16 protein-coding genes are annotated in these 24,581 nt (G+C 62.4%); 2 read left to right on the forward strand and 14 right to left on the reverse strand.

Annotated elements, in window-relative coordinates:
• Nucleotides 1-296: 296 nt before the first annotated feature.
• Complete coding sequence (locus KP001_RS05550; protein ID WP_217288561.1) at nt 297-1,001, forward strand: GntR family transcriptional regulator; 705 nt, start codon at nt 297-299, stop codon at nt 999-1,001.
• 13 nt (nt 1,002-1,014) lie between these two features.
• Here the strand turns inward: KP001_RS05550 and KP001_RS05555 are convergent, their stop codons facing one another.
• The 5 genes from KP001_RS05555 to KP001_RS05575 form a co-directional block, all read right to left on the reverse strand.
• The gene (locus KP001_RS05555) at nt 1,015-1,917 is read right to left on the reverse strand and encodes a sensor histidine kinase (RefSeq protein ID WP_217288562.1); all 903 of its coding nucleotides are present in this window, start codon (nt 1,915-1,917) and stop codon (nt 1,015-1,017) included.
• Between the two features lie 235 nt (nt 1,918-2,152).
• Nucleotides 2,153-3,931, reverse strand: a complete 1,779-nt coding sequence (locus KP001_RS05560; RefSeq protein WP_217288563.1) for an acyl-CoA dehydrogenase FadE — start codon at nt 3,929-3,931, stop codon at nt 2,153-2,155.
• 36 nt (nt 3,932-3,967) lie between these two features.
• Nucleotides 3,968-5,140 carry an acetyl-CoA C-acyltransferase gene (locus KP001_RS05565; protein ID WP_217288564.1) on the reverse strand — a complete coding sequence of 391 codons (1,173 nt, stop codon included), beginning with the start codon at nt 5,138-5,140 and terminating at the stop codon, nt 3,968-3,970.
• 146 nt (nt 5,141-5,286) lie between these two features.
• Nucleotides 5,287-7,650, reverse strand: a complete 2,364-nt coding sequence (locus KP001_RS05570) for a 3-hydroxyacyl-CoA dehydrogenase/enoyl-CoA hydratase family protein (RefSeq protein WP_217288565.1) — start codon at nt 7,648-7,650, stop codon at nt 5,287-5,289.
• A gap of 26 nt (nt 7,651-7,676) precedes the next feature.
• Nucleotides 7,677-9,485: an AMP-dependent synthetase/ligase gene (locus KP001_RS05575; protein WP_217288566.1), complete on the reverse strand. Its 1,809-nt coding sequence runs from the start codon at nt 9,483-9,485 to the stop codon at nt 7,677-7,679.
• Between the two features lie 316 nt (nt 9,486-9,801).
• Between KP001_RS05575 and KP001_RS05580 the strand changes: the two genes are divergently transcribed.
• Nucleotides 9,802-10,107: a hypothetical protein gene (locus tag KP001_RS05580; protein WP_239027903.1), complete on the forward strand. Its 306-nt coding sequence runs from the start codon at nt 9,802-9,804 to the stop codon at nt 10,105-10,107.
• 17 nt (nt 10,108-10,124) lie between these two features.
• Here the strand turns inward: KP001_RS05580 and KP001_RS05585 are convergent, their stop codons facing one another.
• From KP001_RS05585 to KP001_RS05625, 9 genes are all read right to left on the reverse strand, one after another.
• Nucleotides 10,125-12,224, reverse strand: a complete 2,100-nt coding sequence (locus KP001_RS05585) for a putative bifunctional diguanylate cyclase/phosphodiesterase (protein ID WP_217288567.1) — start codon at nt 12,222-12,224, stop codon at nt 10,125-10,127.
• A 3-nt stretch (nt 12,225-12,227) separates the two neighbouring features.
• Nucleotides 12,228-15,731 carry a PAS domain-containing sensor histidine kinase gene (locus KP001_RS05590; protein WP_217288568.1) on the reverse strand — a complete coding sequence of 1,168 codons (3,504 nt, stop codon included), beginning with the start codon at nt 15,729-15,731 and terminating at the stop codon, nt 12,228-12,230.
• A 16-nt stretch (nt 15,732-15,747) separates the two neighbouring features.
• Entirely contained in the window at nt 15,748-17,334 is a 1,587-nt protein-coding gene (locus KP001_RS05595; RefSeq protein ID WP_217288569.1) for a sensor histidine kinase, read from the reverse strand.
• The gene (locus tag KP001_RS05600; RefSeq protein WP_217288570.1) at nt 17,331-17,729 is read right to left on the reverse strand and encodes a response regulator; all 399 of its coding nucleotides are present in this window, start codon (nt 17,727-17,729) and stop codon (nt 17,331-17,333) included. Before KP001_RS05600 ends, KP001_RS05595 begins: the two co-directional genes overlap by 4 nt.
• Nucleotides 17,730-17,911: 182 nt before the next feature.
• The gene (locus KP001_RS05605; RefSeq protein ID WP_217288571.1) at nt 17,912-20,161 is read right to left on the reverse strand and encodes a GAF domain-containing sensor histidine kinase; all 2,250 of its coding nucleotides are present in this window, start codon (nt 20,159-20,161) and stop codon (nt 17,912-17,914) included.
• A 19-nt stretch (nt 20,162-20,180) separates the two neighbouring features.
• A complete protein-coding gene (locus KP001_RS05610; protein ID WP_217288572.1) occupies nt 20,181-22,220 on the reverse strand; it encodes a pilus assembly protein PilZ in 2,040 nt (679 codons plus the stop codon).
• Between the two features lie 28 nt (nt 22,221-22,248).
• A complete protein-coding gene (locus KP001_RS05615) occupies nt 22,249-22,734 on the reverse strand; it encodes a response regulator (RefSeq protein WP_217288573.1) in 486 nt (161 codons plus the stop codon).
• A 14-nt stretch (nt 22,735-22,748) separates the two neighbouring features.
• Complete coding sequence (locus KP001_RS05620) at nt 22,749-23,891, reverse strand: sensor histidine kinase (protein ID WP_217288574.1); 1,143 nt, start codon at nt 23,889-23,891, stop codon at nt 22,749-22,751.
• 127 nt (nt 23,892-24,018) lie between these two features.
• On the reverse strand, nt 24,019-24,579 hold the full coding sequence (locus KP001_RS05625) for a DNA-3-methyladenine glycosylase (protein WP_217288575.1): 561 nt from the start codon (nt 24,577-24,579) through the stop codon (nt 24,019-24,021).
• Nucleotides 24,580-24,581: the final 2 nt, after the last annotated feature.

The following is a 24,581-nucleotide window of genomic DNA, read 5'->3' on the forward strand; positions in this document are numbered from 1 at the left end:
CCGTCTCAACCTCGTAAAACTTAAAACGGCGTCTAAACATTGTTGCGGCACCGCTCCACCGCTCGCTCATGTTGCCCGCACTTTAAAGTAAACGGTCACAGGCTTGAACCGTTAACTCCGCGGGAGGTAAGGCTATGTAATGCGGAATAATTCTCGGGCACCGGTAAAAAACCCGTTGTTATTTTAGCAGAACTATGTTTTATATGTGTATACGTCTGCGTCGGGACATCCGTCTGGTGCGGACGATCAAAGGTGAGCAAGCCTGGTCTGCCTGCCGTCTACGAAGTGAGGGGCCTATGAGGAAAACCTGCCAGATGGTGGAGAAGGCATTGGTTGACGGGATGTTGAGTGGGGAGTTCAAGCCGGGAAGGCCGCTGCTGAGCGAGCGGGACCTGGCCGCTCGTTTCGAGGTCAGCAGGGCAACGGTGCGGGAGGCGCTGCAAAAGCTGCAGGACGCGGGATGGATATCGGTGCAGCAGCGGCATTGCACCATCGTGAAGGACTTCTGGTCGCAGGGGGACCTGGAAATTCTCTCCTCGATCACCCGCAACAGCGAGCCTTTCCCCTACGACCTCGCCACGCATCTGCTCGAGCTGAGGGTTCAGTTCGCTCCTGATTACGCCCGCAGGGCGGTCGAGAACGACGCGGCCGGGTTGGCTGCGGTGCTGCGCAAAGCGGAAAAGCTGCGCAACTGCTCGTCCGCACTGGTGAAGTTCGATTGGGAACTGCATCTGGCCATGGCGGTGATGTCGGGCAACCGCATCTACCCCCTGATGCTGAACAGCTTTGCCGGCGTCTATTCCAAACTCAGGTCGGCGCTTTTTTCCAAGGACAAACACCGGCTGCAACTGCGTGACTACTACCGTGAGCTACTGGCGGCCGCCAACGCGGGCAACTCCCTGCTGGCGGAAAACATCACCCGGGGGGCCATGATGTTGAGGCTGAGCGATTTCAAGCTGTACTTCGGATCGCTCGCCCAGGATTGTCCCGCCCCGGCCTAGCGCCCCCTCCCGCTCAGCTGCCAAGGGTGAAGTAGAAGGTGGCGCCCTCGTTCACCTCCGCCTCCGCCCAGATCCTCCCGCAGTGACGGTTGATGATCCTCTGCACGATGGCAAGTCCTATGCCCATGCCGGGGAACTCCTCTTCGCGGTGCATGCGCTGGAACGGCCCGAAAAGGCGGTCGGCGAAGCGCATGTCGAATCCGGCGCCATTGTCCCGTACGAAATAGACCACCTCATCCCCGTCTTTTCTGCTCCCGAGCTCTATGGTGGCGGACTCCTTCCGGGCGGTGAATTTCCAGGCGTTCTCCAAAAGATGCTCCAGGGCGGTCCGCAACAGCACCGCGTCCCCGTGCGCGGGGAGCCGCTCAGGGATGCTGAAGGTCACCTTTCTGCCCGGGTCCGCTTCCCTGATGCAGGCGGCGTAGCTGTTGGCCATCTGGCTTAGATCGAGGTTCAACAGGGTCATGTCCTGGCGCCCGATGCGCGACAAAGCGAGCAGCGCGTCAACGAGTGCCTCCATCTTGCGCCCCGCACGTACGATGCAGTCCAGGTAGCTGTGGGCGGTCGGTTCCAGCCCTTCACCGTAATCCTCAAGCAGGGCGTTGCTGAAACCGATCAGGTGCCGCAGCGGTGCGCGCAGGTCGTGGGAAACGGAGTAGCTGAAGGTTTCCAGTTCCCTGCCCAGGTTGTCCGCGCTGGCCTTTTGCCTGGCCAACTCCTCGTTCAACCGGCCCAGTTCCCGCTGCGCATCGGCGAGCCTTCTTTCACAGTCGCCGCCGAGTTCTTCCGGCTGGCCGCCACCCTCCTGCTGCCCGGACCGTGAGCCGTTGCGCTTCGCTCCATCGCTGCCACCACCGCTGCCGGAACTGTTGCGGGTGCCTGCCTTGCGTCCTTTATTGCTGATAGGCACTTCCATTGGCACCTCCCGCTGCTACTGTCACAACCCCGCTTAGAACTCTCTTAAAGAGCAATTCTGCCACAAGATGTACCGTTACACCACTTATAAAGTGAACTTTTCTACTCACAGCGCCGCTTGCCGTGAGCTCATTCGTCCCTCTGTGATTCACAGCAATGGTCCGGCAAAGGAACGGGCCGGTTCCACAGATCTCTCAGCGGGGAACCGGCCCGACTCGGCGCTCTTTTCTCAGGACTTAAAAGGGGTACTTCTCAGCTTCGATCACCGCCTGTGCCAGGATGCGCTTGTCCTGGAGCAGTCCAACCGCGTTATAGCGCGTGAAGCGCCGGACGGCACCTAGCAGGACCGCGAGGGTGTCCCCTTCCTCGCAGTAGAAGGCCGCCTTGCGCGCCGCGCTGGCGGTCTTCTCGTTGGCGGTAAAGCAGAAGCTCCTGACCGCGGCCGATACCGCCTCGCGCTTCGTTTCGCTCAGGCGTGGCAGGATCTTCTCGGCGCGCAGCACGGCGCTTTCCATGGCGAACAGGTTGATCACTACGTCCGCGAGCGCCATGAGTATCTCCTGCTCGTCCTTGATGCGGGCCTGGTACTTCTGCGCCGCCGATCCCGCCACCACCAGGAACAGTTGCTTGAGGCCGGAGAGCAAGGCCTTCTCCGCGGCGAAGGGAACGGTGTCGTCGGGCTCGTCGAAGGATGGCGTGGTGAGCGCGTCGAGCGCCTTCATCGCCTCGCGCTGCAGCGGGATCTCCCCCTTCAGTGCACGGGTAAGCAGGGTGCCCGGGATGAGCAGCCGGTTGATCTCGTTGGTCCCCTCGAAGATGCGGTTGATGCGCTCGTCGCGGTAATAGCGTTCGGCGGGGTACTCCTGGATGAAGCCATAGCCACCGTGGATCTGCACCACCTGGTCCGCCACGAAGGCGAGCATCTCCGAGCAGAAGACCTTCGCGATGGCGCACTCCATGGCGTATTCCTCGATCCCTTTCTGGTAGGCATCGTAGTAGTTCGCGGTCTCCTTGGGGATGGTGGCGAGACGGTCGTCGATGAGACCGGCCAGGCGGTAGACCAGCGCTTCCGAGGCGAAGATGTCGGCCGCCATGTCGGCCAGCTTCTCCTGGATGGCGCCGAAGGAGGCGATGGGACGTCCGAACTGCTTTCTCAGCACCGCGTATTTCACCCCGTCGGCTAGCGCGAACTTGGCTGAACCGGTGACCGCAGCCCCGAGCTTGAAGCGCCCGATGTTGAGGACGTTGAAAGCGATCTTATGCCCCTTGCCGATTTCGCCGAGGACGTTCGCGGCGGGGACCTTGACGTTGTCCAGGATGACCTGGGTCGTGGAGGAACCCTTGATCCCCATCTTCTTCTCCTCAGGCCCCACGCTCACCCCTTCCATGGTCCGCTCCACCAGGAAGGCGGTGAAATGCTCCTTGTCCACCTTGGCGAAGACGGTGTAGAGGTCGGCTATGGAGCCGTTGGTGGTGAACTGCTTGGTGCCGTTGAGGATGTAGTGGCTCCCGTCCGCCGAAAGCATCGCGCTCGCCTTGGCGCCCAGGGCGTCGCTCCCCGAATCGGGCTCGGTGAGGCAGTAAGCCGCGATCCACTCGCCGCTGGTCAGCTTATTGAGGTAGCGCGACTTCTGGTCCTCGGTGCCGTAGTAGACCAGGGGGAGCGTGCCGATGCCGCTGTGGGCGGAGTAGGCTACGGAAAAGGAGCCCGAGCCGGAGATCTTCTCGGCCGCAAGCATGCTGGTCGCCTTGTCCAGTTCGAGGCCGCCGTACTCCTCGGGCACGTCTATCATCAGGAGTCCCAGTTCGCCGCAGCGCCTGAGCAACTGCACTACCTTTTCGAAGTTCTGGTGCTCGATCTCTTCCCGCGCCGGGATCACCTCGTTGGCCACGAACTGCTCGGTGGTGGCCCCGATCTGGCGCTGTTCGTCCGTGAAATCCTCCGGGACGAAGATCTCGTCCTTACCGGTCTCAGTTATGAGGAATTCCGCTCCCTTGAATATCCTTGCTGCCATGACACACCTCTCGTTAGTAGTGGAGCTCGGCCGGACTCAGCTCAGCTCGAAGACGCCTGCGGCACCCATGCCGCCGCCGATGCACATGGTGACCATGCCGTAGCGCGACCCGCGCCGCCGCATTTCGTGCAGCAGCGTCGCGGTGAGCTTGGTGCCGGTGCATCCCAGCGGGTGCCCGAGCGCGATAGCGCCGCCGTGGACGTTGACCCGCGCCGGGTCGAGCCCAAGCTCACCCATGCAGGCAAGCGCCTGAACGGCGAATGCCTCGTTGAGTTCGATCAGGTCGAGCCGGTCCTGGGTGAGCCCGGCCATCTTCAGTGCCGCCGGAACGGCTTCGACGGGGCCGATCCCCATGATTTCCGGGGGGACGCCCCTGACTGCGAAGCAGACGAACCGGGCCAACGGTTTCATCCCGGTCCGCTTCAGGAAATCCTCGGAGACCACGAGCGCCGCGGCCGCGCCGTCGGTCATCTGGGACGAATTCCCTGCGGTCACGGTGCCGTCTGCCTTGAACGCGGGCTTAAGCTTCGCCAGGGCCTCCATTGTGGTGTCGCCCCTCACCCCGTCGTCGGCATCGATCTTCTCCTCGCGGCACTGCAGCTTCCCCCGGTTCAGCGAGCAGAACTGGGCCGGCACCGCGACGGTCTCCTCGGCGAAGGTCCCCTCGGTTATGGCACGTGCCGCCTTCTGGTGACTGGCCAGGGCAAAGGAGTCCTGGTCCTCTCGGGAAATGCGGTACCTGTCCACCAGCCGCTCAGCCGTGATCCCCATCGACGCGTAGGCCTCCGGCCAGGAGGCGATGAGGCCCGGGTTGGCGCTGTACTTGTTGCCGCCCATGGGGATCATGGACATGCTCTCGGTCCCCCCGGCGATGATGCAGTCGGCGAAACCGGCCATGATGCGGTCCGCCGCCGAGGCGATGGTCTGCAACCCGGAAGAGCAGAAACGGTTCACTGTCTGGCAGGGGACCTGGTAGGGGATGCCCGCCTTGAAGGCGGCGATGCGCGCCACGTTCATCCCCTGCTCCCCTTCCGGAAAGGCGCAGCCGATGATGACGTCCTCGATGAGCGCAGGGTCGACTGCGGTCCGTTCGACCAGCCCCCTGATGGCGGCGGCGGCAAGGTCGTCGGGGCGGACATCCTTCAGCTTCCCCTTGTAGGCCTTGGTGGCCGGCGTGCGCACGGCTTCTACGATATATGCTGCTCGCATGGTGGTGCTCCTTTGATGACTTCGGTTGCTCCGGCAAGTTCCCTTCCCCCCCCCCGGCCCTCCCCAGGCTCTACCCCTGAGGAGGAAGCTGAGGTCACTTCCCCCACCTCAGGGAGCTGAGGTCACACCCCCCCCTGAGTAGGGAGCTAGTTCCTGAGCGGTCTACCCTTTTTCAACATGTGCTGGATGCGCTCCTGGGTCTTTTTTTGACCGCAGAATTTGAGGAAGGTCTCACGCTCGAGATCGAGCAGAAACTCCTCTGTGATCATGGTCCCGCCCGGGAGGTCGCCGCCGGTGATGACGTCGGCTATGCCCGAGGCGAGGTAGTGATCGTAACCGGATATGAAGCCTCCCTGTTCCAGGTTCCAGAGCTGGCTCTTTATGCTGGCGGCGATGCTACGCCCCGGTGCTTTTACTGCCGTCTCTGGTCTGCCCGGGCGGTAGTTAGCCGCAAGGGAGATCGCCTTCAGCTTGGCGTCATGGATGCGGCGGTCCAGGGCGAGGGTGATGCCGTCGCCGGGGCGCATGAGCCCCATGGCCTTCAATTCGGTGGCGGAGCCGCTCACCCTGGCCATGGCGATGTTCTGGTAGTTCTTGATGAGAAACGGGGTGACGTCGGCGCCGTTGGCCTCGGCGAGCCGGACCGCCCTGAGTGCCATTTCCTTGGTGCCGCCGCCGGCGGGGATGAGCCCGACTCCGATCTCGACGAGCCCCATGTAGGTTTCGGCGTGGGCGTTGATGGCGTCGGCATGGAGGCAGGTCTCGCACCCTCCCCCCATGACCAGACTGTGGGGAGCGGCGACCACCGGGATGCGGGAATACTTGATCGCCATCATGGCGCGCTGGAACGATTTCACGGTGAGGTTCAGATCGTCCCAGGCTCCTTCGGCGCAGGCCATGGCGATCAGCATCAGGTTCGCCCCGGCCGAGAAGAGGCTTCCCTCGTTGGCGATCACCATGCCGATGCCGTCGGACTCGCTGCGGCGTAGCCCTTTCTGGATCATGCTCAGGGTGTCAGCGCCGATGGTGTTCATCTTGGAGTGGAATTCGAGGCAGAAGATGCCGTCGCCGATGTCGATGAGCGAGGCTGCCGCATTCTTTTCGACGACGCCGCCGGCACTCTTCAAAAGGGTGAGCGAGACCTGGCCGCGGGTAAGCGACACCTCGCGGTACTTCTTGTCGATGACGCTGTAGAAGTAGCGCTTCCCCTGCTCCACACGGTAGAAGCTGTCCACCTCGCGCAGAAACTGCGGTACCTGGACGCCGTCGCGGTCGGCGCGGGCCACGAAGGAGGCGACGCCCAGGGCGTCCAGGAGTTCGAAGGGGCCGAGGTCCCAGTTGTACCCCCACTTCATGGCGTTGTCCACGTTGACCACGTCATCCGCGATCTCCGGGATCCGTTTCGCGGTGTAGATCAGGGTGTCGCGCAGCGTCCTCCAGGCGAAGTCGGCGGCCTTGTCGCTTCCCTGAAGCAGCGTCTTCACCCGGGTGCCCGGGTCGTCGACCTGTTTTGCGGCCCCTACCGAGGCGAATTTCGGGGAGACGCAGTCGCGGTAGGCGCCCGTTTCCGGGTCGTAGCAGAGTTTGACGCTGGCGCCGTCCACGCTCTCCCGCTTGAAGAAGCCCCCCTTCCCTTTCTTGCCGGTCAGCCCTTCTGCGACCATGCGGCGCGTGCTTTCCGGGACCCGGAACAGTTCCCGCTCGTCGTCGCCGGTCAAAAGCTGGTAGCTGTTGTCCATGACCCGCACCACCGTGTCGATCCCCACCAGGTCCCAGAGGGCAAAGGTGGCGGTTTTGGGGCGGGCCAGGGCCTGGCCGGTGATTACGTCGGCCTCCTCCACGGTGAGTCCCATCTCAACCATGTGCCGCCAGGTGGCGGCGCCGGCGTAGGTGCCGATGCGGTTGGCGATGAAGTTGGGGGTGTCCTTGGCGAACACCACCCCCTTGCCCAGCCGCTTGTCCAGGAAGGAGGCCATGCTGCGCAGCAGGTTGGGATCGGTTTCCCGGCAGGGGACCATCTCCATCAGGCGCATGTAGCGCGGCGGGTTGAAGAAGTGGGTCACCATGAAGCGGCGCCTGACGTCCGCCGGGAGCGCCTGCGCCAGCTCATTCACGGAAAGCCCGCTGGTGTTGCTGGAGAGGATAGCGCTCTCATTGAGGTTCGGGACCACGTGCTCCAGGAAGAGCCGCTTCTTCACCTCGAGGTTTTCCAGCACCACCTCGATGACCCAGTCGCACTCCCCGAGCCGGTGGCTGTCGTCATCGAAGTTGCCGGTCTCGATCCAGTCGGCGTACTCCGGAGCGTAGAGGGGGGCGGGCCTGCTTTTAACCAGGGCCGCGAGCGCCTGGTCGGCGATCAGGTTGCGCAGCGCTTTGTCCTGCGATCCCTTGGCTTGTTCCGGCACCAGGTCGAAAAGCAGGACCTCTATGCCCGCATTGGCGAGATGCGCGGCGATGGCCGCGCCCATGACACCGGCACCCAACACGGCAACCTTGTTCATCTGTTTCATCATTTCCTCCGTCTCCGGACGCGGCGTCAGTTCTCCGCGACGGTATACATCCGCTCTATCTTATCCTTATAACGTTCAGAAATCACCCGCCTTTTGACCTTGAGGGTCGGGGTGAGCTCCCCCGATTCCAGGGTAAAGTCGCGCGGCAGCAGCACGAAGTTCTTGATGGTCTCGTAATGGGCCAGCTCGGCGTTGACCGCCTCGACCCGCTGCCGGTACAGTTCGAGGACCGGATCGTGCACCACCAGCTCCTCGAGGTCCGTATAGGCGATCCGCCTCTCCTGGGCGAATTCCAGCAGTTTCTCCAGGGTCGGCACGAGGAGCGCGGTCAGGTAGGGCCTCTTATCCCCGTAGACGTAGGCCTGGGAGATGTACTTGTCCCTTTTCAGCAGGTTCTCGATGGGCTGTGGCGCGATGTTCTTGCCGCCGGCGGTGACGATCAGGTCTTTTTTGCGATCCGTGATCACCACGAACCCCTCCTCGATGCGCCCGATGTCGCCGGTCCTCAGCCAGCCGTCGCTGAAGGCCTCCCGGGTCCCTGCCTCGTCCTTGTAGTAGCCGAGCATGACCTGGGGGCCGCGCACCAGGAGTTCCCCGTCCTCGGCCACGCGGAAATCCGTCTGGCCAAGCGGGGTTCCCACGCTGCCGAAGCGCAGTTGCCCGAAGGTGTTGTTGCAGACGACGGGGCTCGTTTCGGTGAGTCCGTAACCCTCCAGGATGGGCACCCCGATGCTCCAGAAGAACTCGTTGATCTCGCGATCGAGGGGAGCGCCGCCGCTGGAACAGAATTTGAGGTTGTTCCCGAAACGCTCCCTGAGCTTGCTGAAGACCACCCGATCGGCGACGGCGTGCTGAATCGCCAGCCAAAGCGGGACTTTCTTCTCGATGTACCTCGCGTGGACGTACCTGCGTCCGATGGAGAGCACCGTCCCGAAAAGCTTCCTCTTGTACAGGGAAAGCTGGTGCACGTGCTCGTAGATGCGCGAGTGGATCTTCTCGAAGAGCCTGGGCACGCAGACCATGATGGTAGGCTGGATCTCCAGCATGTTCTCCGCTATCTTCTCGATGCTGTCGGCGAAGGCGATCATCGCACCCCGGGCGATGGGGAGGTAGTATCCGGTGCAGCGCTCGAGGACGTGGCTTAGCGGCAGAAAGCTCAGGAATACTTCGCCCTCCTGCACCGCCGCCTTTTCGATGGTGGCGAACACGTCGAAGAGGATATTCCGGTGCGAGAGCATCACCCCCTTGGGAACGCCGGTGGTCCCCGAGGTGTAGATGATGGTCATCAGCGACTCCGGCTCGATGGCGTCGATGACCGCGTACAGCTCTTCCCGCTCCTGGTCGGAGATCGGGTCGTCTATCTCGGAGAGCTGGTAGAACGTGGTGAGAGGAAGGGATGGCTCACCAAGGAAGCGCTCAAAGGAAACCACAAGTTCCACCATGGGAATGGCATCCTTGATCTTGAGCAGCTTGCGGTACTGTGACTTCCCGGAGATGAAGACGATGCGCGCATCGCCGTGGTTCAGGGTGTATTCGACCTGCTCGGGGGAGTTGGTGGCGTAGACCGGGACGGTGACCGCGCCGGCGCAGAGGATACCCATGTCGGCGATGACCCAGCCGACGCGATTCTCGGAGAGGATGGCGACCTTGTCGCCGGGCTTGATGCCGAGCTTGCGCAGGCCGCGCGCAACCATGAGGGCGCGAGTGAAGAACTGGGAGTAGCTCAGGGTGACCCAGTTTCCCTGCTTCCTGTACTTCACCGCCAGCCTCGCGTCCAGCCGGTTTGCCTGGTGCCTTAGCAGGTCGGGTATTGAGCGAAATGGCACCTTTTCCACGACGGACTCCAATCAAAGCAAGAAACAATGTCTATCTGTACTTAAAAGATAGTACATGCCTTGCATAATACAAGAGTGACAAAGCTTTCTGACGAAAAATGACTGGCATTGGAACAAACCGCCAATTCACAGACAGATGATACTCGTCGCACAGGAATAGTTTGACATGCCACGGGCCGGTCAATATTATCCTCCTGCTAAAATTGCACAACCATCGGCGGTAAAAAACGAGTTTACGCTATGCCAACTTCAGCTGGAAAGACTGTTGCCTGGATGAGTTGCTTTAGGAAATTAGCTGTCACACAAGGAGTTAGCCGTGATCGAAGCCATGATATCTGAAATGGAAGCTGCATTTTGCAAGGGAGTCTTTGCTGCTGAGACAATCTTTCTTTTCAACCTGGAAAAGGAAACCGTGACCATCGTGGTCGGTCCCGACGGTTACCGCGTGGTCATGGGGACGACACCGGAGCCCGCCGACTGCGAGTGCAGCACCGGCGCCGGGATGTTCAAAAGGATCTGGTACGACGGGTACCGGCCGGGAATCATGGATTTCCTCGGCGGTGCGATCCGGTGCGACAACCCGTTGCTGCTGCCAGGCTTCCTGAAGGCTTTCGGCCGCTAGCCGCTAGCCCGGCGTCGTCACCGGGCGCTCCGACGGGCCAGCATCCCCTCGAACTCGGCCGCTGGCAGCGGCCTGCCGATGAGGTCCCCCTGCACCTCGTCGCAGCCGTAGTTCTGCATAAGCTCCAGCTGCTCGGGCCTTTCCACCCCCACCGCGTTCACGGTCAGCTTCAGGCTGTGCGACATGCAGATCATGGCGGTCACGACGTCGAGGTTGTCCGGGTTTTCCAGGTTCCTGATGAAGCTGCGGTCGATCTTGAGCTTGGCGATGGGAAGCTGCCGGATCCGCTGCAGGGACGAGGAGCCGACGCCGAAGTCGTCGACGCAGAAAGCGACCCCCGCTTCGGTGAGCCGGAGCATGTTCTGCCGCGACGAGGCGCCGTTTTCCATGATGGCGCGCTCGGGGATCTCCATTTGCAGGGTCCCCGCTTTCATGCCGGTTTCCGAGAGCGCGGTCAGTGTCTGTTCGAGGAAATGGGGCTGGTGAAATTCCCTGTTGGAGAGATTGACCGCCAGTGAGAGGTCGAACCCTCCGTCCTGCCACAGTTTCATCTGTGCGCAGGCGTGGTGTATGACCCATTCCCCGATCGGCACGATGACGCCGGTTTCCTCTGCGACCCCGATGAATTGCTCCGGCAGCAGGAGCCCCCGCTCCGGATGGTGCCAGCGCAACAGGGCCTCTGCCGCGATGATGCGCCCGTTACCCAGACTGAGGGCCGGCTGGTAGAGCAGTTGCAACTCCCCTTTGGAAACCGCCTCGCGCAGCTGCCTTTCCAGGTTCTGACGGTTCACGGTGCGCGCGTTGATCTCGCTGTTGTAGAACTGGTAGCTGTTCCCCCGGTTCTGCTTGACGGCGTACATGGCGCCGTCCGCCTTTTGCAGCAGTTCCTCGCAGCTCTCGCCGTCGGCGGGGAACATGCTGATCCCGACGCTCGTTCCCACCTTCACCTCGACTCCCTCCAGACGAAACGGCGCCTGGAATACACCCACTATCTTGTTCACCACCGTCCCGACATCGTCCGCCTGAGCCAGGTCAGGCATGAGGACGTTGAACTCGTCGCCTCCTATGCGCGCCACCGTATCTGACTCGCGTACGCATTTTTTAAGCCGCTGCGCCACCGACTGCAGCAGCTGGTCGCCCGCCGCGTGGCCGAGCGTGTCGTTGATCTGCTTGAAATGGTCCAGGTCCAGGAAGAGGACGGCCAGGTGCTTACGGTTGCGGCGTGCCTGCGCAAGCTCAAGCGCGAGGAAATCCATGAAGAGCTTGCGGTTGGGGAGATCGGTCAGGGGGTCGTGCTGCGCCTGGTGCCGTATCACCTGTTCCAGCCGCTTTCGCTCGCTGATGTCCTTGAACAGGGTGAGCAGGAAGGGGCTCCCCTCTATTTCGATGCAGTCCGCCGATACCAGTCCCTCCAGTTCCTGGCCCGACTTCGCCCGGAAACGCACCTCGAGGTCGCGCACGGTTCCCTTCTCGGACAGTTCGAAAAGGAGCGCCCCGGGCTGGCCCTCGTCGAGCCACAACCCAAGTTCCTCGCCGCTGCGGCCGATCACCTCTTCACGGTCGAACCCGAGCACCCGGAGAAACGCTTCGTTCACCTCGACCAGCCTCCCGTCGGCGAGGCTCGCGATGCTCAAAAGGTCTGGAGTGGCATGAAAGATGGTGGAGAAGCGCCGTTCGGAGGCGCGCAGCGCCGCCACCTGCTGCGCCACCAGCCGTCTCAGGGTGAGCTTTTCCCCCACCCGATCCAGCACCCGGAAAAGCTCCGGATAGTTCACCGGCTTCAAGATGTAGTGGTCCATACCGACTTCGACGGCGTTTATGAGGTATGATGTCTCGCTGTGGGCGGTTACCGCCACGATGGTGGCGTCGGGATCGATCTGCTTTATCTCCCGGGCCATGGCGATGCCGTTCATCTGGGGCATGTTGATGTCGGTGATGATCACATCAGGCTGGTACAGGCGGTACAGCTCGAGGCCGGACCTCCCGTCGTCCGCCGTGTAGATCCTGGCCTCCGGATAGTTGAGAGCGAGCATCCTTGCGAGCATGTCGCGCGCCTCGATCTCATCCTCAACGAGGAGCAGTGAGGCGTCCTTGAAACGCTGGCGGGGCTGTTCCATCTGTCACACCTCGATGCGGAAGCGGGCGCCGTGTCCGGTGTTGCACACGGAGAGTGACCCCTTCATGTTCTTTTCCACGATGGTCTTGGACATGAACAGCCCGATGCCGGTACCCTTGTCGGGGCCCTTGGTTGTGAAGTACGGGTCGAACACCTTCTCGATGATGTCGGCGGGGATACCTCCCGCGTTGTCCTCTATCCAGAGGAGCGTCCTCCCCCCTTCGCGTTTCAGCCGTATCACGATCCTGGGGTTATCCACCTTTCGTTCCAAGAGGGCGTCCTTCGCGTTCATCAGGATGTTGACCAGTACCTGCGAGTACTCGTTCGGGGAGCCGAAGATCTCCGCTTCAGGGTCGGCTTGCACGTCGAATTCAATCCGGGCGGCGGCGAAAGCGGCTTGCAGGATGGCGAGGGTCTGCTCGAGAATGGCTCCCGCCAGGAATTTCTGCTTGTTCTTTTCCGGCCCGAAGAAGTTGCGGAAGCCGTCGATGGTCTGGGACATGTAGTTGATGACCTGCATGGCACGGTCGACGCTGCTTTCCAGGTACTGCTTGGTGAACAGCCCCTGCTCATAGTAACTGGGCAGCTCCTGGACGATGAGGCCTAACGTATTCAGCGGCTGACGCCATTGGTGCGCGATGTTGCCGATCATCTCGCCCATCGCCGCCAGCCGTCCCTGCCGGATCAAAAGCTGCTCCTGGCGGCGCAACTCTTCAACGGCCCGGACCCGTTCGGTCATCTCCTCCCTGAGAGCCTCTTGCGCCAACACGGCATCGGTGATGTTAAGGCAGGCGCCGATCAGCCTCGCGGGGGCCCCGTACTCGTCGTAGGAGACCCGGGCGCGCATGCTCAGCCAGTGTACCTTGCCGTCGGGCCTGATCACGCGGTACTCGGCGCTGTAGAGCCCGGCGCCGTCGGTGCTGCGGGCATCCTTCACGATCTGCTCCAGCCGGTCGCGGTCCTCCGGGTGCACCGCCTGCAGCACACCTGCGAGGTCTACGGGTGACTCGGCGCCCAGACCGTAATGCTGCTTGGCTATGGGGGACCAGTCACCTTTGCCGCTCTGCAGGTCGACGTCGAAGATGCCCAGGCCGGTGGCCTCGATGGCGAGTTTGAGTCGTGTTTCGCTCTGCTTGAGCGCCTGCTCCGTCCGTTTCAGGTCGGTGAGATCTACCGCGAAACCGATCCCCTCCGCGGCCGATTCCGCCATCCGGGCGATGGCCGTCAGGGCCGCGACCCTTTCCTTGGTATCCTGCTTGATGAAGACCTTCTCGTAGGTCCTGCTGATGCCGCGGGTGATGGTTTCGTCCATCGCCGCCCGGTCCTTGGCGTATTCCTCGGGGGGGGTGACCTCGGCCAGTGTCAAAGTGCCACCGCGGCACTCCTCCACGCTGTAACCGACCAGTTCGCAGTAGGCGTCGTTGGCGTCGGTGATGAAGCCGTCCCGGTTCCAGAAAAAGATCGCCACCAGGCTCGACTCGTACAGCCAGCGGAACCTGGTCTCGCTGGCCCGCAGTTTTTCCTGGGTTTCGCGCAGGTCGTTGATGTCTGTGGCCGTGCCGTACCACTTGACCACCCTCCCCTCCTCGTCACGCTGGGGAAGCGCCCGGCTCAGGTGCCAGCGGTAGCCATCATCGCGGCATGTGATGCGTTGCTCGATCTGATAGGTTTCGCCTGTGTCGATGGAGTGCCGCCATGCAAGTGCTGTCCGCTGCCGGTCCTCCGGGTGGATGCAGTCGCTGATCAGCAGGTCCGGATCGCCCATGATCTGGGCCAGTATCCCGCGCTCCACGCCGGTGTAGTTCTCAAAGTGGGCGTTGAGATAGTCGAGCCTGCCGTCCGGGTTCGCCGTCCAGACGATCTGCGGCATGGAGTCCGCCAGGTTACGGAAGCGCTGTACCGACCGGCGCAGTTCCTCCTCGATCGCCTTGCGCCCGGTCACGTCGAAGATGACTCCGATGAAACGGCAGGACGCGTCGTCGCACCAGAAACGGCCAAGCACGTTCACCCAGACCAGCTCTTGGTCGTCAGCCCTGACGATGCGGTGCTCGGAGCAGAACAGGTCGCGTTGCTTGCGGGCGCGGTCGAGTTCTGCCAGCACAAGGTCCCTGTCGGCGGTATGGATCCTCTCGAGCCACATGGAAATCGTAGCCGGCCCGTTCTGCTCCTGCGGCGCGGGATACCCCAGCACCAGGTAATGGCGCCGCGACCACACACCGTTCCCGCTGGCAACATCCATGTCGCAGGAGCCCATCTCCGCGGCGTCCAGCGCAAGCTTTAGACGCTCCTCGCTCTCACGTAGCGCCCTGGCGGCGCCCCTGCTCTCGGTGATGTCGTTGAAGGTGATGAGTCCGGATATGATCGCGCCGGATATGTCGCGCAGAGGGGTCGCGTTGACGTTGATGAAACCGCGGGTACCGTCGCCGCGTTCTATCTGGTACTCCTCGCCGAATACGGTCTCGCCTTGCCGGATGGCACGGGTCAGCGGGTATCGCTCAAGGGGCAACGGCTTCCCGTCCAGGGTGCAGATTTTCCAGCGGGGGGACTCGTCGGTGCCGGCCACATAGTCATCCGCTTCACGGAAAATAACCCGGGTCAATTCGTTTTGGTAGACCACCTTGCCCGAGGGTGCCTCTGCGATCAGCACACCTACAGGAAGCTGTTCGACCACCGCCTCGAACCGTGCCTGCTGGAAGGCGAGCTGGTTCTGCATGTTCTCCCGTTCGGCCTCGGATGCCTTGCGCTGGGAGATGTCGCGGGCGATGACCTGGATGGCGGGAACGCCCTGGTAATCGATCCTGGTCGAGGAGCTTTCGATGAAGAGTTCATCCCCGTCCAGACGCAGCAGCCTGAACTCCACCGTCGACGGTTCACCTCCCGCCATGACCGCGTCGATGCTCTTGCGCATCGCCTCCCGATCGTCCGGGTGGACCATATCCAGGAAGGTGCGCCCCTGCAACAGGGACAGGTTCTGCGCGCCGTATATGCCGAGGGCCGCGCAGTTGGCATAGAGGAAGACGCCGTCCCGGTGCACAAGGACCGGGTCTGGCGCCATCTCGACCAGGGCCCGGTAGTAGCGCTGGCTCTCGCGCAGCAGCCGCTCCTTCTGGACCTGTTGTGCGTTTTCACGTGCGATGACCGATATGCCGGTGAGGACCCCGTGCGGGTCGAGGATGGGCGAAAGGGTGAGGGAGACCTGGACCTCGCGCCCCCCCTTCGCCAGGCGCACGGTCTCAAGGTTCCTGATTTTGTCTCCATTCAGCACTTGTTGCGTGATCTGTTCCAGCTCTTCGAGGCGCTCCTGCGGCACCAGCATCCTGATGTTGCGCCCCACGGTTTCCTCGGCGCTGTAGCCGTAGAGGCTCTCGGCAGCCTGATTCCAGCTGGTGATGGTCCCGTCGGGAGTCTTGCTGAGGATGGCGTCGTTGGACGAATCGACGATGGCCGCCAGATGGGCCATGGCGTCCTCTTTGTCGGCTGCCTGTATTGCCCCTGTTTTTCGTGTCATGACGCCTCGCAAGCGTTCACGCCTCCTTGAGGTAGGACCCCGACTCGGGGTTGGGCTCCAGGGTGAAGTAGAAGGTCGCCCCCTGCCCCACCGCCCCCTCGGCCCACAAGCGTCCCCCGTGCCTGAGCACGATGCTGTGCGCGACAGCGAGCCCTATCCCGGTCCCTGACCAGTCGAACTCCCCCGGCGCGTGGATGGTCTGAAACGGCTGGAAGAGCTTCTCAGCGTACTTCATGTTGAACCCCACCCCGTTGTCGCGAACGAAGTAGGTGCGCACTCCTTCCTGGTCGGTCCAGCCGAACTCGATGCGTCCCCGCTCATTCTTCGAGGTGAATTTCCAGGCGTTGTCGAAGAGATGCCCCAGCGCCTTGCCCAGCAGTTCCGGGTCCCCCTTTACCCTCGCCCCTTCGGCGATGACGAAGTCGACCTTCCGGTCGGGCGCGTCTGCCGTCAGACGCCGGGCGATCTCGTGCGCCTGCGCGCTCAGGTCGGTCACCTTTATGGTCAGGGCGCAGCGCGCAAGGTGAGTGAGGCTGTTGAAAGCGTCCATGATCTGCTTGATCTGCTGCACCACATTGGCCGAGCGCTCGGCGTACTGGCGGCAATTTGCATGTCCGCACGCGCTACAGTCCTCCAAAAGGGCGGTATAAAAGCCCTCCAGACGCGCCACGGGGGCCCTGAGATCGTGGGAGACGAAATAGCTGAAATTCTCCAGCTCACTCACCGTTGCCTGCAGCAGTGAGGTCCGCTGCAGCACGCGCCGCTCGAGATCCTCCGTGAGCGAGCGGACCTGCTGTTCGGCCTGCTTAAGCTCGGTGACGTCGTGGCAGGTGCCGATAACGCCGGCCACCCCGTCAGGCTCCCGTGCCCATTCCACGTCGAGTCGCACGATGCGCTGCGCCCCTTCCGGCCGCAGTACCCGGACGAACTTGTGCCCCGGTTGACGATGCGGCTCCCGCGCGCCTTGCAGTGAGTCCGACACCTCGTTGCGATCCTCGGGGTGGAACCGTTCCAGGAAAGCCTGGTAGGTTGCCGGGATGGAGCCCGGCTCGAGGCCGCAGATGCGGTACATCTCGTCGGACCAGTCCATGTTTTCGGCATCGAGGTCCCACTGCCAGCTCCCGAGGTGCGCGATGCGCTGTGCCGCGGTGAGCTGGCGCTCGCTCTGGGCCAGGCGTCTGTGCTGTGCGCTGACCAGCTGTTTCAAGGCTATTTGCTCGAGTACCTTGTCGAGCACGCTGAAGAGTTCCTGGTAGTTGAGTGGTTTGAGGACGTAGTGATGCACGCCGATCTCGATAGCGCTCAAAAGGTAGGATGTGTCGCTGTGGGCGGTGACAGCGATGATGAGGACTTCGGGGTTGAGGGCTTTCATCTCTCGGGACATCCGGATGCCGTCCATGACCGGCATGTTGATGTCGGTCATGACGATCTCCGGGGTGTGCTCCCGGTACAGTTGCAGTGCGTCCAGCCCGTTGTCGGCGCTGTAGAGCGTGAGGTTCGGGTAGTTCATCGCCAGCATCCTGGTCACCATCAGGCGGGCGTCCGCCTCGTCCTCGACGTACAGCATGCTGACTTTTGCGTCCTCCGGAGCCTCCTCTTTCATGGAGCCCCCTCGCGGCGCGCCAGGATCGACTTCAGCCGGTCCACCGTCATCGGCTTGTAGATGTAATCCACGACGCCGAGCTCCCAGCACTTCTGCTGGTCCGTTTCGTTGTCCGAGGAGGTGAGTATGGCCACGGCGAGTTCGTGCAGCCTGGCACTCTCCCGGATCCCCCGCAACAGGTCGAGGCCGCTTATCTTGGGGAGTTTCAGGTCCAGAAGCACCAGCTTGATCTGGCGATAGGTGTCTTCCCGCTCCATGCGCTTTAGCAGCTCGTCGGCCTCTTCGCCGTCGCGCGCGGTAAGGAGCTGGTCCTCGCACGCCTTGCCGATAATGCGGCTGGCGAGGAAAAGGTCGTCGGGGTTGTCTTCGATCAGCAGGATGTAGGATGGTGCCATGGGCTACTCCGCGCCGCCGGCAGGTGAGCCGAAGGCCGAAAAAAGGCCGAGCGTTCAAGCGTTTCTGCGTCTGCTCGGCCTGCCTGCTGCGTGCCAGGGTTAAAGCGTGGGGTTTGGCACATTAACAGTCGCTTATTCTAGCCTGCTCCACCGTCTTGTCAATCGGGGGGCCTTCGCGGATACTACGATCCCGGGACCTCGATCCTGAACTCGGCACCCTCCTCCACGTTGCGCGCCGACAGCCTTCCCGGGATGTTCTTCTCGATGATTACCTTGGACATGTACAGCCCGATCCCCGTTCCCCGGTCCGGCCCCCGGGTGGTGAAGTAGGGATCGAAGATCTTGTCCAGTATCGCCTCGGGAATTCCCCCGGCGTTATCCCGCACCGTCACCACCGAGCGCCCCTGCTCCTCGACCACGGTGACCGTGATCTGGCGCTTGTCGATCTTCCGGTCCAGGAACGCATCCCTCGCGTTGAAGAGGATGTTGAGGATGGCCTGGGAGAACTCGTTGGGGTGGCCGGTGATGCGCGGGTCGCCGCATGTCTTTAGTTCCACCGCGATCTGCAGGTGGCGGAAACTCTCCTGGACCAGGGAGAGCGTCTTGCCGACCACCTCCGCCACGCGGAACGGGACCGCTTCCTTGTCGGGCTTGAAGAAGTTCCTGAAGTCGTCGATGGTCCTCGATGTGTGGCTCAACACCTTCATGAACCGGGCCACGCTCTCGCCGAGGTACGCGCGGGTGAACTCGCCGCGATCGAACATGATGGGCAGCTCCTGCACGATGAGCCCGAGCTCGTTGAGCGGCTGGCGCCACTGGTGCGCGATATTGCTGATCATCTCCCCCAGGGCCGCAAGGCGGCTTTGCTGCAGCAGCATGCGCTCCTTCTCCCCCAACTCTTCAAGCGCCCGCAGCCTCTGCGCCGTCTCGTCCTCCAGCTCGAACAGCGTCCGCGTCAGCTCGTCGTGCTGCAGTTCGATCTTGCGCCTGCTCTGTTCCAGGTCGGCGGTCCGCTCTGCCACCCTTTGCTCCAGTTCCTCCTTGGCCTGTTCCAGCGCGCCGATCAGTTCGCAGTTCCGGTAGCTTATGCCGATGATGGAGGCCGTACCCATGAGGAGGCTCACGTCGCGTTCCACCAGTGGACGCTTGGTCTTCACGTTCTCCGCCGCCAGCACGCCGAGGGAGACTCCGTCCGAAACGATGGGGCAGCATATGAAAGCCCTGGTGCCGTTTTTGAGGGCGCAGGCGAGAGTCCTTTGGCCGAGCGTCTCCTGCTCCCGTTCCAGGTCGTTGATGAGAAAGGGCCTTTGCTCCGTGAGGCAGGCGATGTAGACGTCCTTGCCCTCTGCATGGTGGTCCAGCGGCAGCTCGAGGCCGTTCAGGCAGGCGAGCTCTCCGGCGCCATAGCCGTAGCTCGCCCGCAGTTGCAGCCGCCCCTCTTTTTCGTTCAAAAGAAAGATCGCGCCGCGGTCGTACTCGAGCCTGCGCTGCATGATGTCGGCCACGTCCATGAGCATCTCCTCGAGGCGGGTGAAATTGCCCAGCCGCTGTCCGATCTCGTGGGTCAGCATGGCGTTGTTGTAGTTGAGATCGATCTGTTCCAGGAGGTTCTCGATGGATTGATTGGTGCTGCTAAGCCCCTCCTTGACGGCCCTCTTCTCGCTCATCTCCGCGGCGAGCGAGACCAGCAGGACAAGGCACAGCGATGTGAGCAGGGCCGTCGCGGCGTGCGCCCCCTGCGTTGCGGCCAGCAGGGCCAGGTTGCCGGCGGCCAGCACCGGTATCATCAGGTTGCGCGCCTTCTTGAGGTAGGTGAAGGCGCTTTTTTCCCAGGTCACTATGTAGCGGCAGACGGGGTCACCCCGGAAGACGCATTCGGGCTGCTGAATGGTAGGAAGGCGCCTGATCTCGGGGAAGTACTGCAGGTCCGTGATCTTGTGGTTGAACATGAGGACGATGGCCTCGAAGAAGCCGATGCGGTTCTCGCACTGGTACTGCTTCTCAAGCCCCGGTTCGACCGGGGTGACGGTGATCTCGACCATGTTGGAGGCGAGCGGTCGCGAGCGGTAGGTCGTGCTTTTGGTGAAGTTGGCGGTGGCCTTGCTGATGATGTCGAAGGTGCTGGAGGCGTCGACGAGCCCCAGGATGTACTGGCGCATCGCCCCGAGCACGTCGGGGGAAGCGGCATAGCGGCCCGCCTCCCTGGCGATCCTCGGGTTGCCGGTCATCTGCAGCAGCCTCTCGTAGAACCGGTCCACCTGTTCCTGCCGGAACCAGTGTGCCTGGTCGGCCACCTCGTAGTCCTTCATCCCCGCATAGTCGAGCAGTTCGTTGATGTCGACGTGGCTGTACTTGTGCTTGATCAGCAGGATGAAGGAATTGATGATCCTGCTGTTGTACAGCGGCTTGTCGCGTAGGGGGGATGGCTCCATTCAGGCTCCGGGTGCGTCTTCAGTGGGCTTTGCCGTGCCCCTTGAAAAGGGCGTCGCAATAGTGCAGGAAATGGTCGCTGTAATGCATGTCCAGAGTCCACAGGAGGTAGTTTTTCTCGCGCGGCAGTGCGTTGTTCTCCACGTATGCCTGAGGGAAGGTGAGCACAGGCATCCCCTCCCCTTCGTAATGGCGGCTCACCCGCTTCAAGGCGAGCTCGAACATCTCCGGCGGGGTCTCCTCGTCGATGACGACAGCCGTGACGCAGTTGGTGAGCTCGGCCATGTTGAAACCGGCGTCGGTGCGGTTCACCAGGAAGAACACCTTTAGAGAGCCCGCCTTGCGCAGCGAGTAGAGGTAGAGCTCCTTGCGAAAGCCGAGCCCCCGGTACTGCTCATTCAGGTCACCGTTCCCGGAGGCACCGGGGTGAAGATCGAATGCATCGGTCATCAGGCCACCGGATAGATGGCGGTAAAAGCGCGCCAACTCGGTGAGGTCGAAATCGCTGGCGGGAACGAGGGCCCACGACTCCGGCCACGGAGGCTCCTCCCCTTCGGCCCGATAGTGGGAGTAGGCGAAGAGGTCGAGCGAGCAGCTCCCCTGGTCGCCGTGCCGCTGGGCGAAACCGCCGAAAACCCGGGCCGGGAACTTGTTGTCTGGCCGGTAGTAGCAAAAGACGTAGCGCAGGTGCGCGAAGGGGAAGGTTTCCAGTTCGTTCAGGTAGCGCCCTACCTGCTCCAGCACGGCAAGACCCGCCCGGACCGACGCCGACTTGCGGGCGGCATGGTGATGGATGAGCCAGGAGTCGTGGTAGAAGCGGACCATGGCCATGTGCCCGAGTATGGCGCCGCGGTCGAGGTAGATGAAGTGCCGGGCGATGTGAGGGCTCTCGTTGTAGAGCCTCGCGTAGGTATCCTTGATGCGTTCCTTGTTGGCCTGAAAGTGCGCATATTTGCCGGGATAGATGAAGCCGGTCTGGAAGAAGAAATCCCACAGCTCGTCGAGGTCGACCCCGGTGCTGACGTAGGCGTTGCGGTCGGCTGCCTGGTGCAGGATGGAGAGGAGCTTCACGTGGTCGTGGATCTCCATCTCGAGGACGGCGCAGCCGCAGCGTACGGTCCTCTCCCCCTCCTCCCCCGTCACGTTGCGCGACAGCACCTGGGCCGTGCAGTCGAGGGTGAGCCCCTGCGCGAAACTGATCTTGACCCCGGGGATCATCATCCCCGGCAGCAGGACCGATTCCTCCTCGTTCTCCTCGACGGCGAAACCGGTGCCTGAGATGTCGGCCATCTTGAGGTTCACCCTCTTCCCGATCAGCGGGTGGTCGAACACGATGTTGGGGGACGGGACCAGCTCCTGGCGTTCGTTCCGGTAGGTCTTGGTCCTGAAGCGGCGGATGTTGTTCCGGTGCTGCCTGAGGACGAAGGAACACTCCTTCCTCCCCTGGTAAAGCGACATGATTTCGAAGCTGCCCGAGAAGATCAGGTCGTCCCCGCGCGACAGCCTCAGGTGTACCGGTTCCTCGGTATTGATCCAGTTGAGGGCCTCCGGCCGCTCCCATATACCCGTTACCCTTAGGCTTACCGGAGTGAAGTCGAACAGGGTGCAGTTGAAGAGCACGCCGTGTTGCAGCAGTTGCGCGGAAATTGGGCTTGCGGGATGGCGCCGGATCTTGCGGGCCTGGAACTCGCGGCAGGCCGGAGGGAGCAGCAGGGAGAGTCCCGTGTCGTCCATGGATAGCAGCTCCGAGTTCACCACCAGGTACTTCTTGCCGTCGGCGATGAGGAGATAGTCGAAACGGTACGTCTTCAGGATCTGCTTGATGCTCGCGGGCTCGTCCCACCGGCACTCCAGACGCTCCCCTTCGCACGGCTGGGGGCGTGCGCGAAGCAGGATGGAATCGTCGTAGGCCAGGTGTCTCAGGGAGACCAGGATGGTCTGGTCCTGGAAATTGATGTAGTTCAGGCGGTTCACCAGGTGCCCGCGGCTGACGCTCTTGCCGGTCGCCGGGCTTTCGGCATCGGATGGGACTGCATGAAGTGTGGTTGCCGCGTCTCCCATGTGGTCCTCTGGGGGCGATCGGGATGGGTTAAATGGTGCTGCCGCTTTGCTCCTGGGCCGGCGGCTGGGCCGCGAGTTCGGGAGCGATATTGAGCCCGAGCCAGTACTGCACCAGGTTCTGCATCATCACGAGAAGCGCGTTGAAGGAGTTGGGCTTGACCAGAAAGGAGTTGCAGCCAAGCTCGTAGGCCCGGTTCAAGTCCGCAGCCGGGACCGGGGTCGTCAGTACGACCACCGGAAGGCGCCTCAAGGACGGCTGTTCCCGCAGCCACGACAAAAGTCCCACGCCTGAGATGTGCGGCAGCTTCAGATCGAGCAGCATGAGGACCGGCATCGGGTAGCAGTCCCGGTCCTGGTAGCTCCCCCTGCCGCTCAGGTAGCCGATCGCCTCCTCGCCGTCCCTCGCGCTCTGCACCGGCGTTATCACGCCGACGCGCTGCAGGGCGAGCTTGGTGAAGTGGGCCTGGTCCGTGTCGTTGTCAACCACGAGGATGGTATGGTGCACGTAGCTCATGACTTCCCCCGGCGCTATTCAGCCCTTCTGAGTTCGATCCAGAACCGGCTCCCCTCCCCTTCTTTCGATTCCAATCCGATCCGCCCGCCCAGGCGCTGCACCGCTCTCCGCACGATGGCGAGCCCCACCCCGGTGCCGGGATAGCTTTCCATGCTGTGCAGACGCTCGAAAATCTTGAAGATCCTCTCCTGGTGCTGCGGCGGTATGCCGATGCCGTTGTCCTGCACGTAGAGGCGGCAGTACTCATGGGCCTCGTCGGTCCAGATCTGCAGCAGGGGCACCACCCCGTTGGGGACGAACTTGATGCCGTTGGTCATCAGGTTGAGCACCACCTGGACCAGCACCGTGGGATGGCCTATGACGGTCGGGAGGTCGCTGGCGATCTCCAGGCGGTAGGCCTTGCCACCGGCTGCAAATTCCAGTTGCTGGGCCGCGGCGCGAACGACCTGGTCCAGGCTTACCGGCTCAAGGGTGATCTCCTGCCTGCTTACCCGGCTGTAGGCGAGCAGGTCCTGGATGAGCCGGTCCATCCCGTGGGCGGCGGTCTTGATGCGGAGAAGGTAGGCGTTGCGCTCCGTAGCTGTCTGCAGTTCATCGTCCAGCAGTATCTCGGCGAAGGCCTGCATGGCGCGGATGGGGGCCCGGAGGTCGTGGGAGACCGAGAAGGCGAAGGAATCAAGTTCCTCGTTGATCTCCTCCAGTTGCGCGGTACGCTCGGCGACACGCCGGTCCATCGCGGCGGCGTCCTTTTCCAGTCTCGACGTCAGACCTGCGATTTCCGCCTCCTCCTCGCGATACCGGGTGCAGTCGCTGATCACCATGCCTATGTGGTTGTCGGTAAGGGCGAAGATGCGGATCCGGTAAAAGGAGTGATCCCTGGAGACCTCACCCAGTTCCAGCGATCCCCCGAAAGCGGAAAGCCTGTGGCAGCTGTCCCTGAACCGGTCCGCTTCGAACCAGCCGGGAAAGCAATCCGTCACGAGACAGTTGTCGAAGTTGAAGGATTTGCATCGGCAGAGTTTCACCGCCGCCGGGTTCATCTCGATGACCAGCGGGTGAGCGTCAGGGTAACGCACGTCAAGGTGCAGGATGGCGAGTGCCTCCCTCATGTTGGTGAACATCAAACGGTAGAGCTGCTCGGCCTGTTTCATGTCCATGGCGGGCTCTCCTTGGCAAATGCAGAAGAGTATAGCGAAGCAAGATGTGTTTGCACTAATGTTTTAGGGGGGGGTGGGAAACTATCTGGATGTGGGTTTTCCGGAGCGGGAACAGCAGGCGCGACTCTCACTTCCTGGAGACGTATGGATTCCCCTCCAGGTAAAACCGGAGCGGCTTCGTGGCCCAGACGCCCGAGTAGGCGACGCCGATGCGCGGCCTGGCCACGATCCGGCGCGGTTGTGCTTCGTCGCGGGGGGCAATGAAGAGGTCATTGCTTTCCAAGTCGTGCCGGTTGTGCCGCAGGTCGATCCCCATGGCACGGCAGAGCAGGCCCGGACCGGAGGCCCGGGTCCCGATGTTGCGCACCGGCTCCAGGGCCCGCAGCAGGACCGCGCAGGCATTTCCTTCCCGCTCGGTCACGACGTTCAGGCAGAAATGGATTCCGTAGATGAGGTAAACGTAGGCGAAGCCGGGTGGGCCGAAGAGGACGCTGGTGCGCGGCGTGAGCCCCCTTGAAGAGTGCGCCGCGAGATCGGTCACGCCGAGGTATGCTTCGACCTCGACGATTTTCCCCACCCTCACCTCTCCGGCCACGTCGTGGACCAGGAACGCTCCCAGGAGGTCATGTGCTACATCAACGGTGTCGCGGTCGTAGAAGGAGCGCGGCACCGCGTTCAGACACGCCATGA

Source organism: Geomonas subterranea (genome assembly GCF_019063845.1).
GTDB classification, from domain to species: Bacteria; Desulfobacterota; Desulfuromonadia; order Geobacterales; family Geobacteraceae; genus Geomonas; species Geomonas subterranea.

Coding starts and splice junctions, on each gene's coding strand:
- KP001_RS05560 (WP_217288563.1), bottom strand. CDS start 3,931: ATGGCAGCAAGGATATTCAAGGGAGCGGAATTCCTCATAACTGAGACC.
- KP001_RS05600 (WP_217288570.1), bottom strand. CDS start 17,729: ATGGCACCATCCTACATCCTGCTGATCGAAGACAACCCCGACGACCTT.
- KP001_RS05610 (WP_217288572.1), bottom strand. CDS start 22,220: ATGGGAGACGCGGCAACCACACTTCATGCAGTCCCATCCGATGCCGAA.
- KP001_RS05620 (WP_217288574.1), bottom strand. CDS start 23,891: ATGGACATGAAACAGGCCGAGCAGCTCTACCGTTTGATGTTCACCAAC.
- KP001_RS05615 (WP_217288573.1), bottom strand. CDS start 22,734: ATGAGCTACGTGCACCATACCATCCTCGTGGTTGACAACGACACGGAC.
- KP001_RS05565 (WP_217288564.1), bottom strand. CDS start 5,140: ATGCGAGCAGCATATATCGTAGAAGCCGTGCGCACGCCGGCCACCAAG.
- KP001_RS05570 (WP_217288565.1), bottom strand. CDS start 7,650: ATGAAACAGATGAACAAGGTTGCCGTGTTGGGTGCCGGTGTCATGGGC.
- KP001_RS05555 (WP_217288562.1), bottom strand. CDS start 1,917: ATGGAAGTGCCTATCAGCAATAAAGGACGCAAGGCAGGCACCCGCAAC.
- KP001_RS05585 (WP_217288567.1), bottom strand. CDS start 12,224: ATGGAACAGCCCCGCCAGCGTTTCAAGGACGCCTCACTGCTCCTCGTT.
- KP001_RS05590 (WP_217288568.1), bottom strand. CDS start 15,731: ATGACACGAAAAACAGGGGCAATACAGGCAGCCGACAAAGAGGACGCC.
- KP001_RS05550 (WP_217288561.1), top strand. CDS start 297: ATGAGGAAAACCTGCCAGATGGTGGAGAAGGCATTGGTTGACGGGATG.
- KP001_RS05605 (WP_217288571.1), bottom strand. CDS start 20,161: ATGGAGCCATCCCCCCTACGCGACAAGCCGCTGTACAACAGCAGGATC.
- KP001_RS05595 (WP_217288569.1), bottom strand. CDS start 17,334: ATGAAAGAGGAGGCTCCGGAGGACGCAAAAGTCAGCATGCTGTACGTC.
- KP001_RS05625 (WP_217288575.1), bottom strand. CDS start 24,579: ATGGCGTGTCTGAACGCGGTGCCGCGCTCCTTCTACGACCGCGACACC.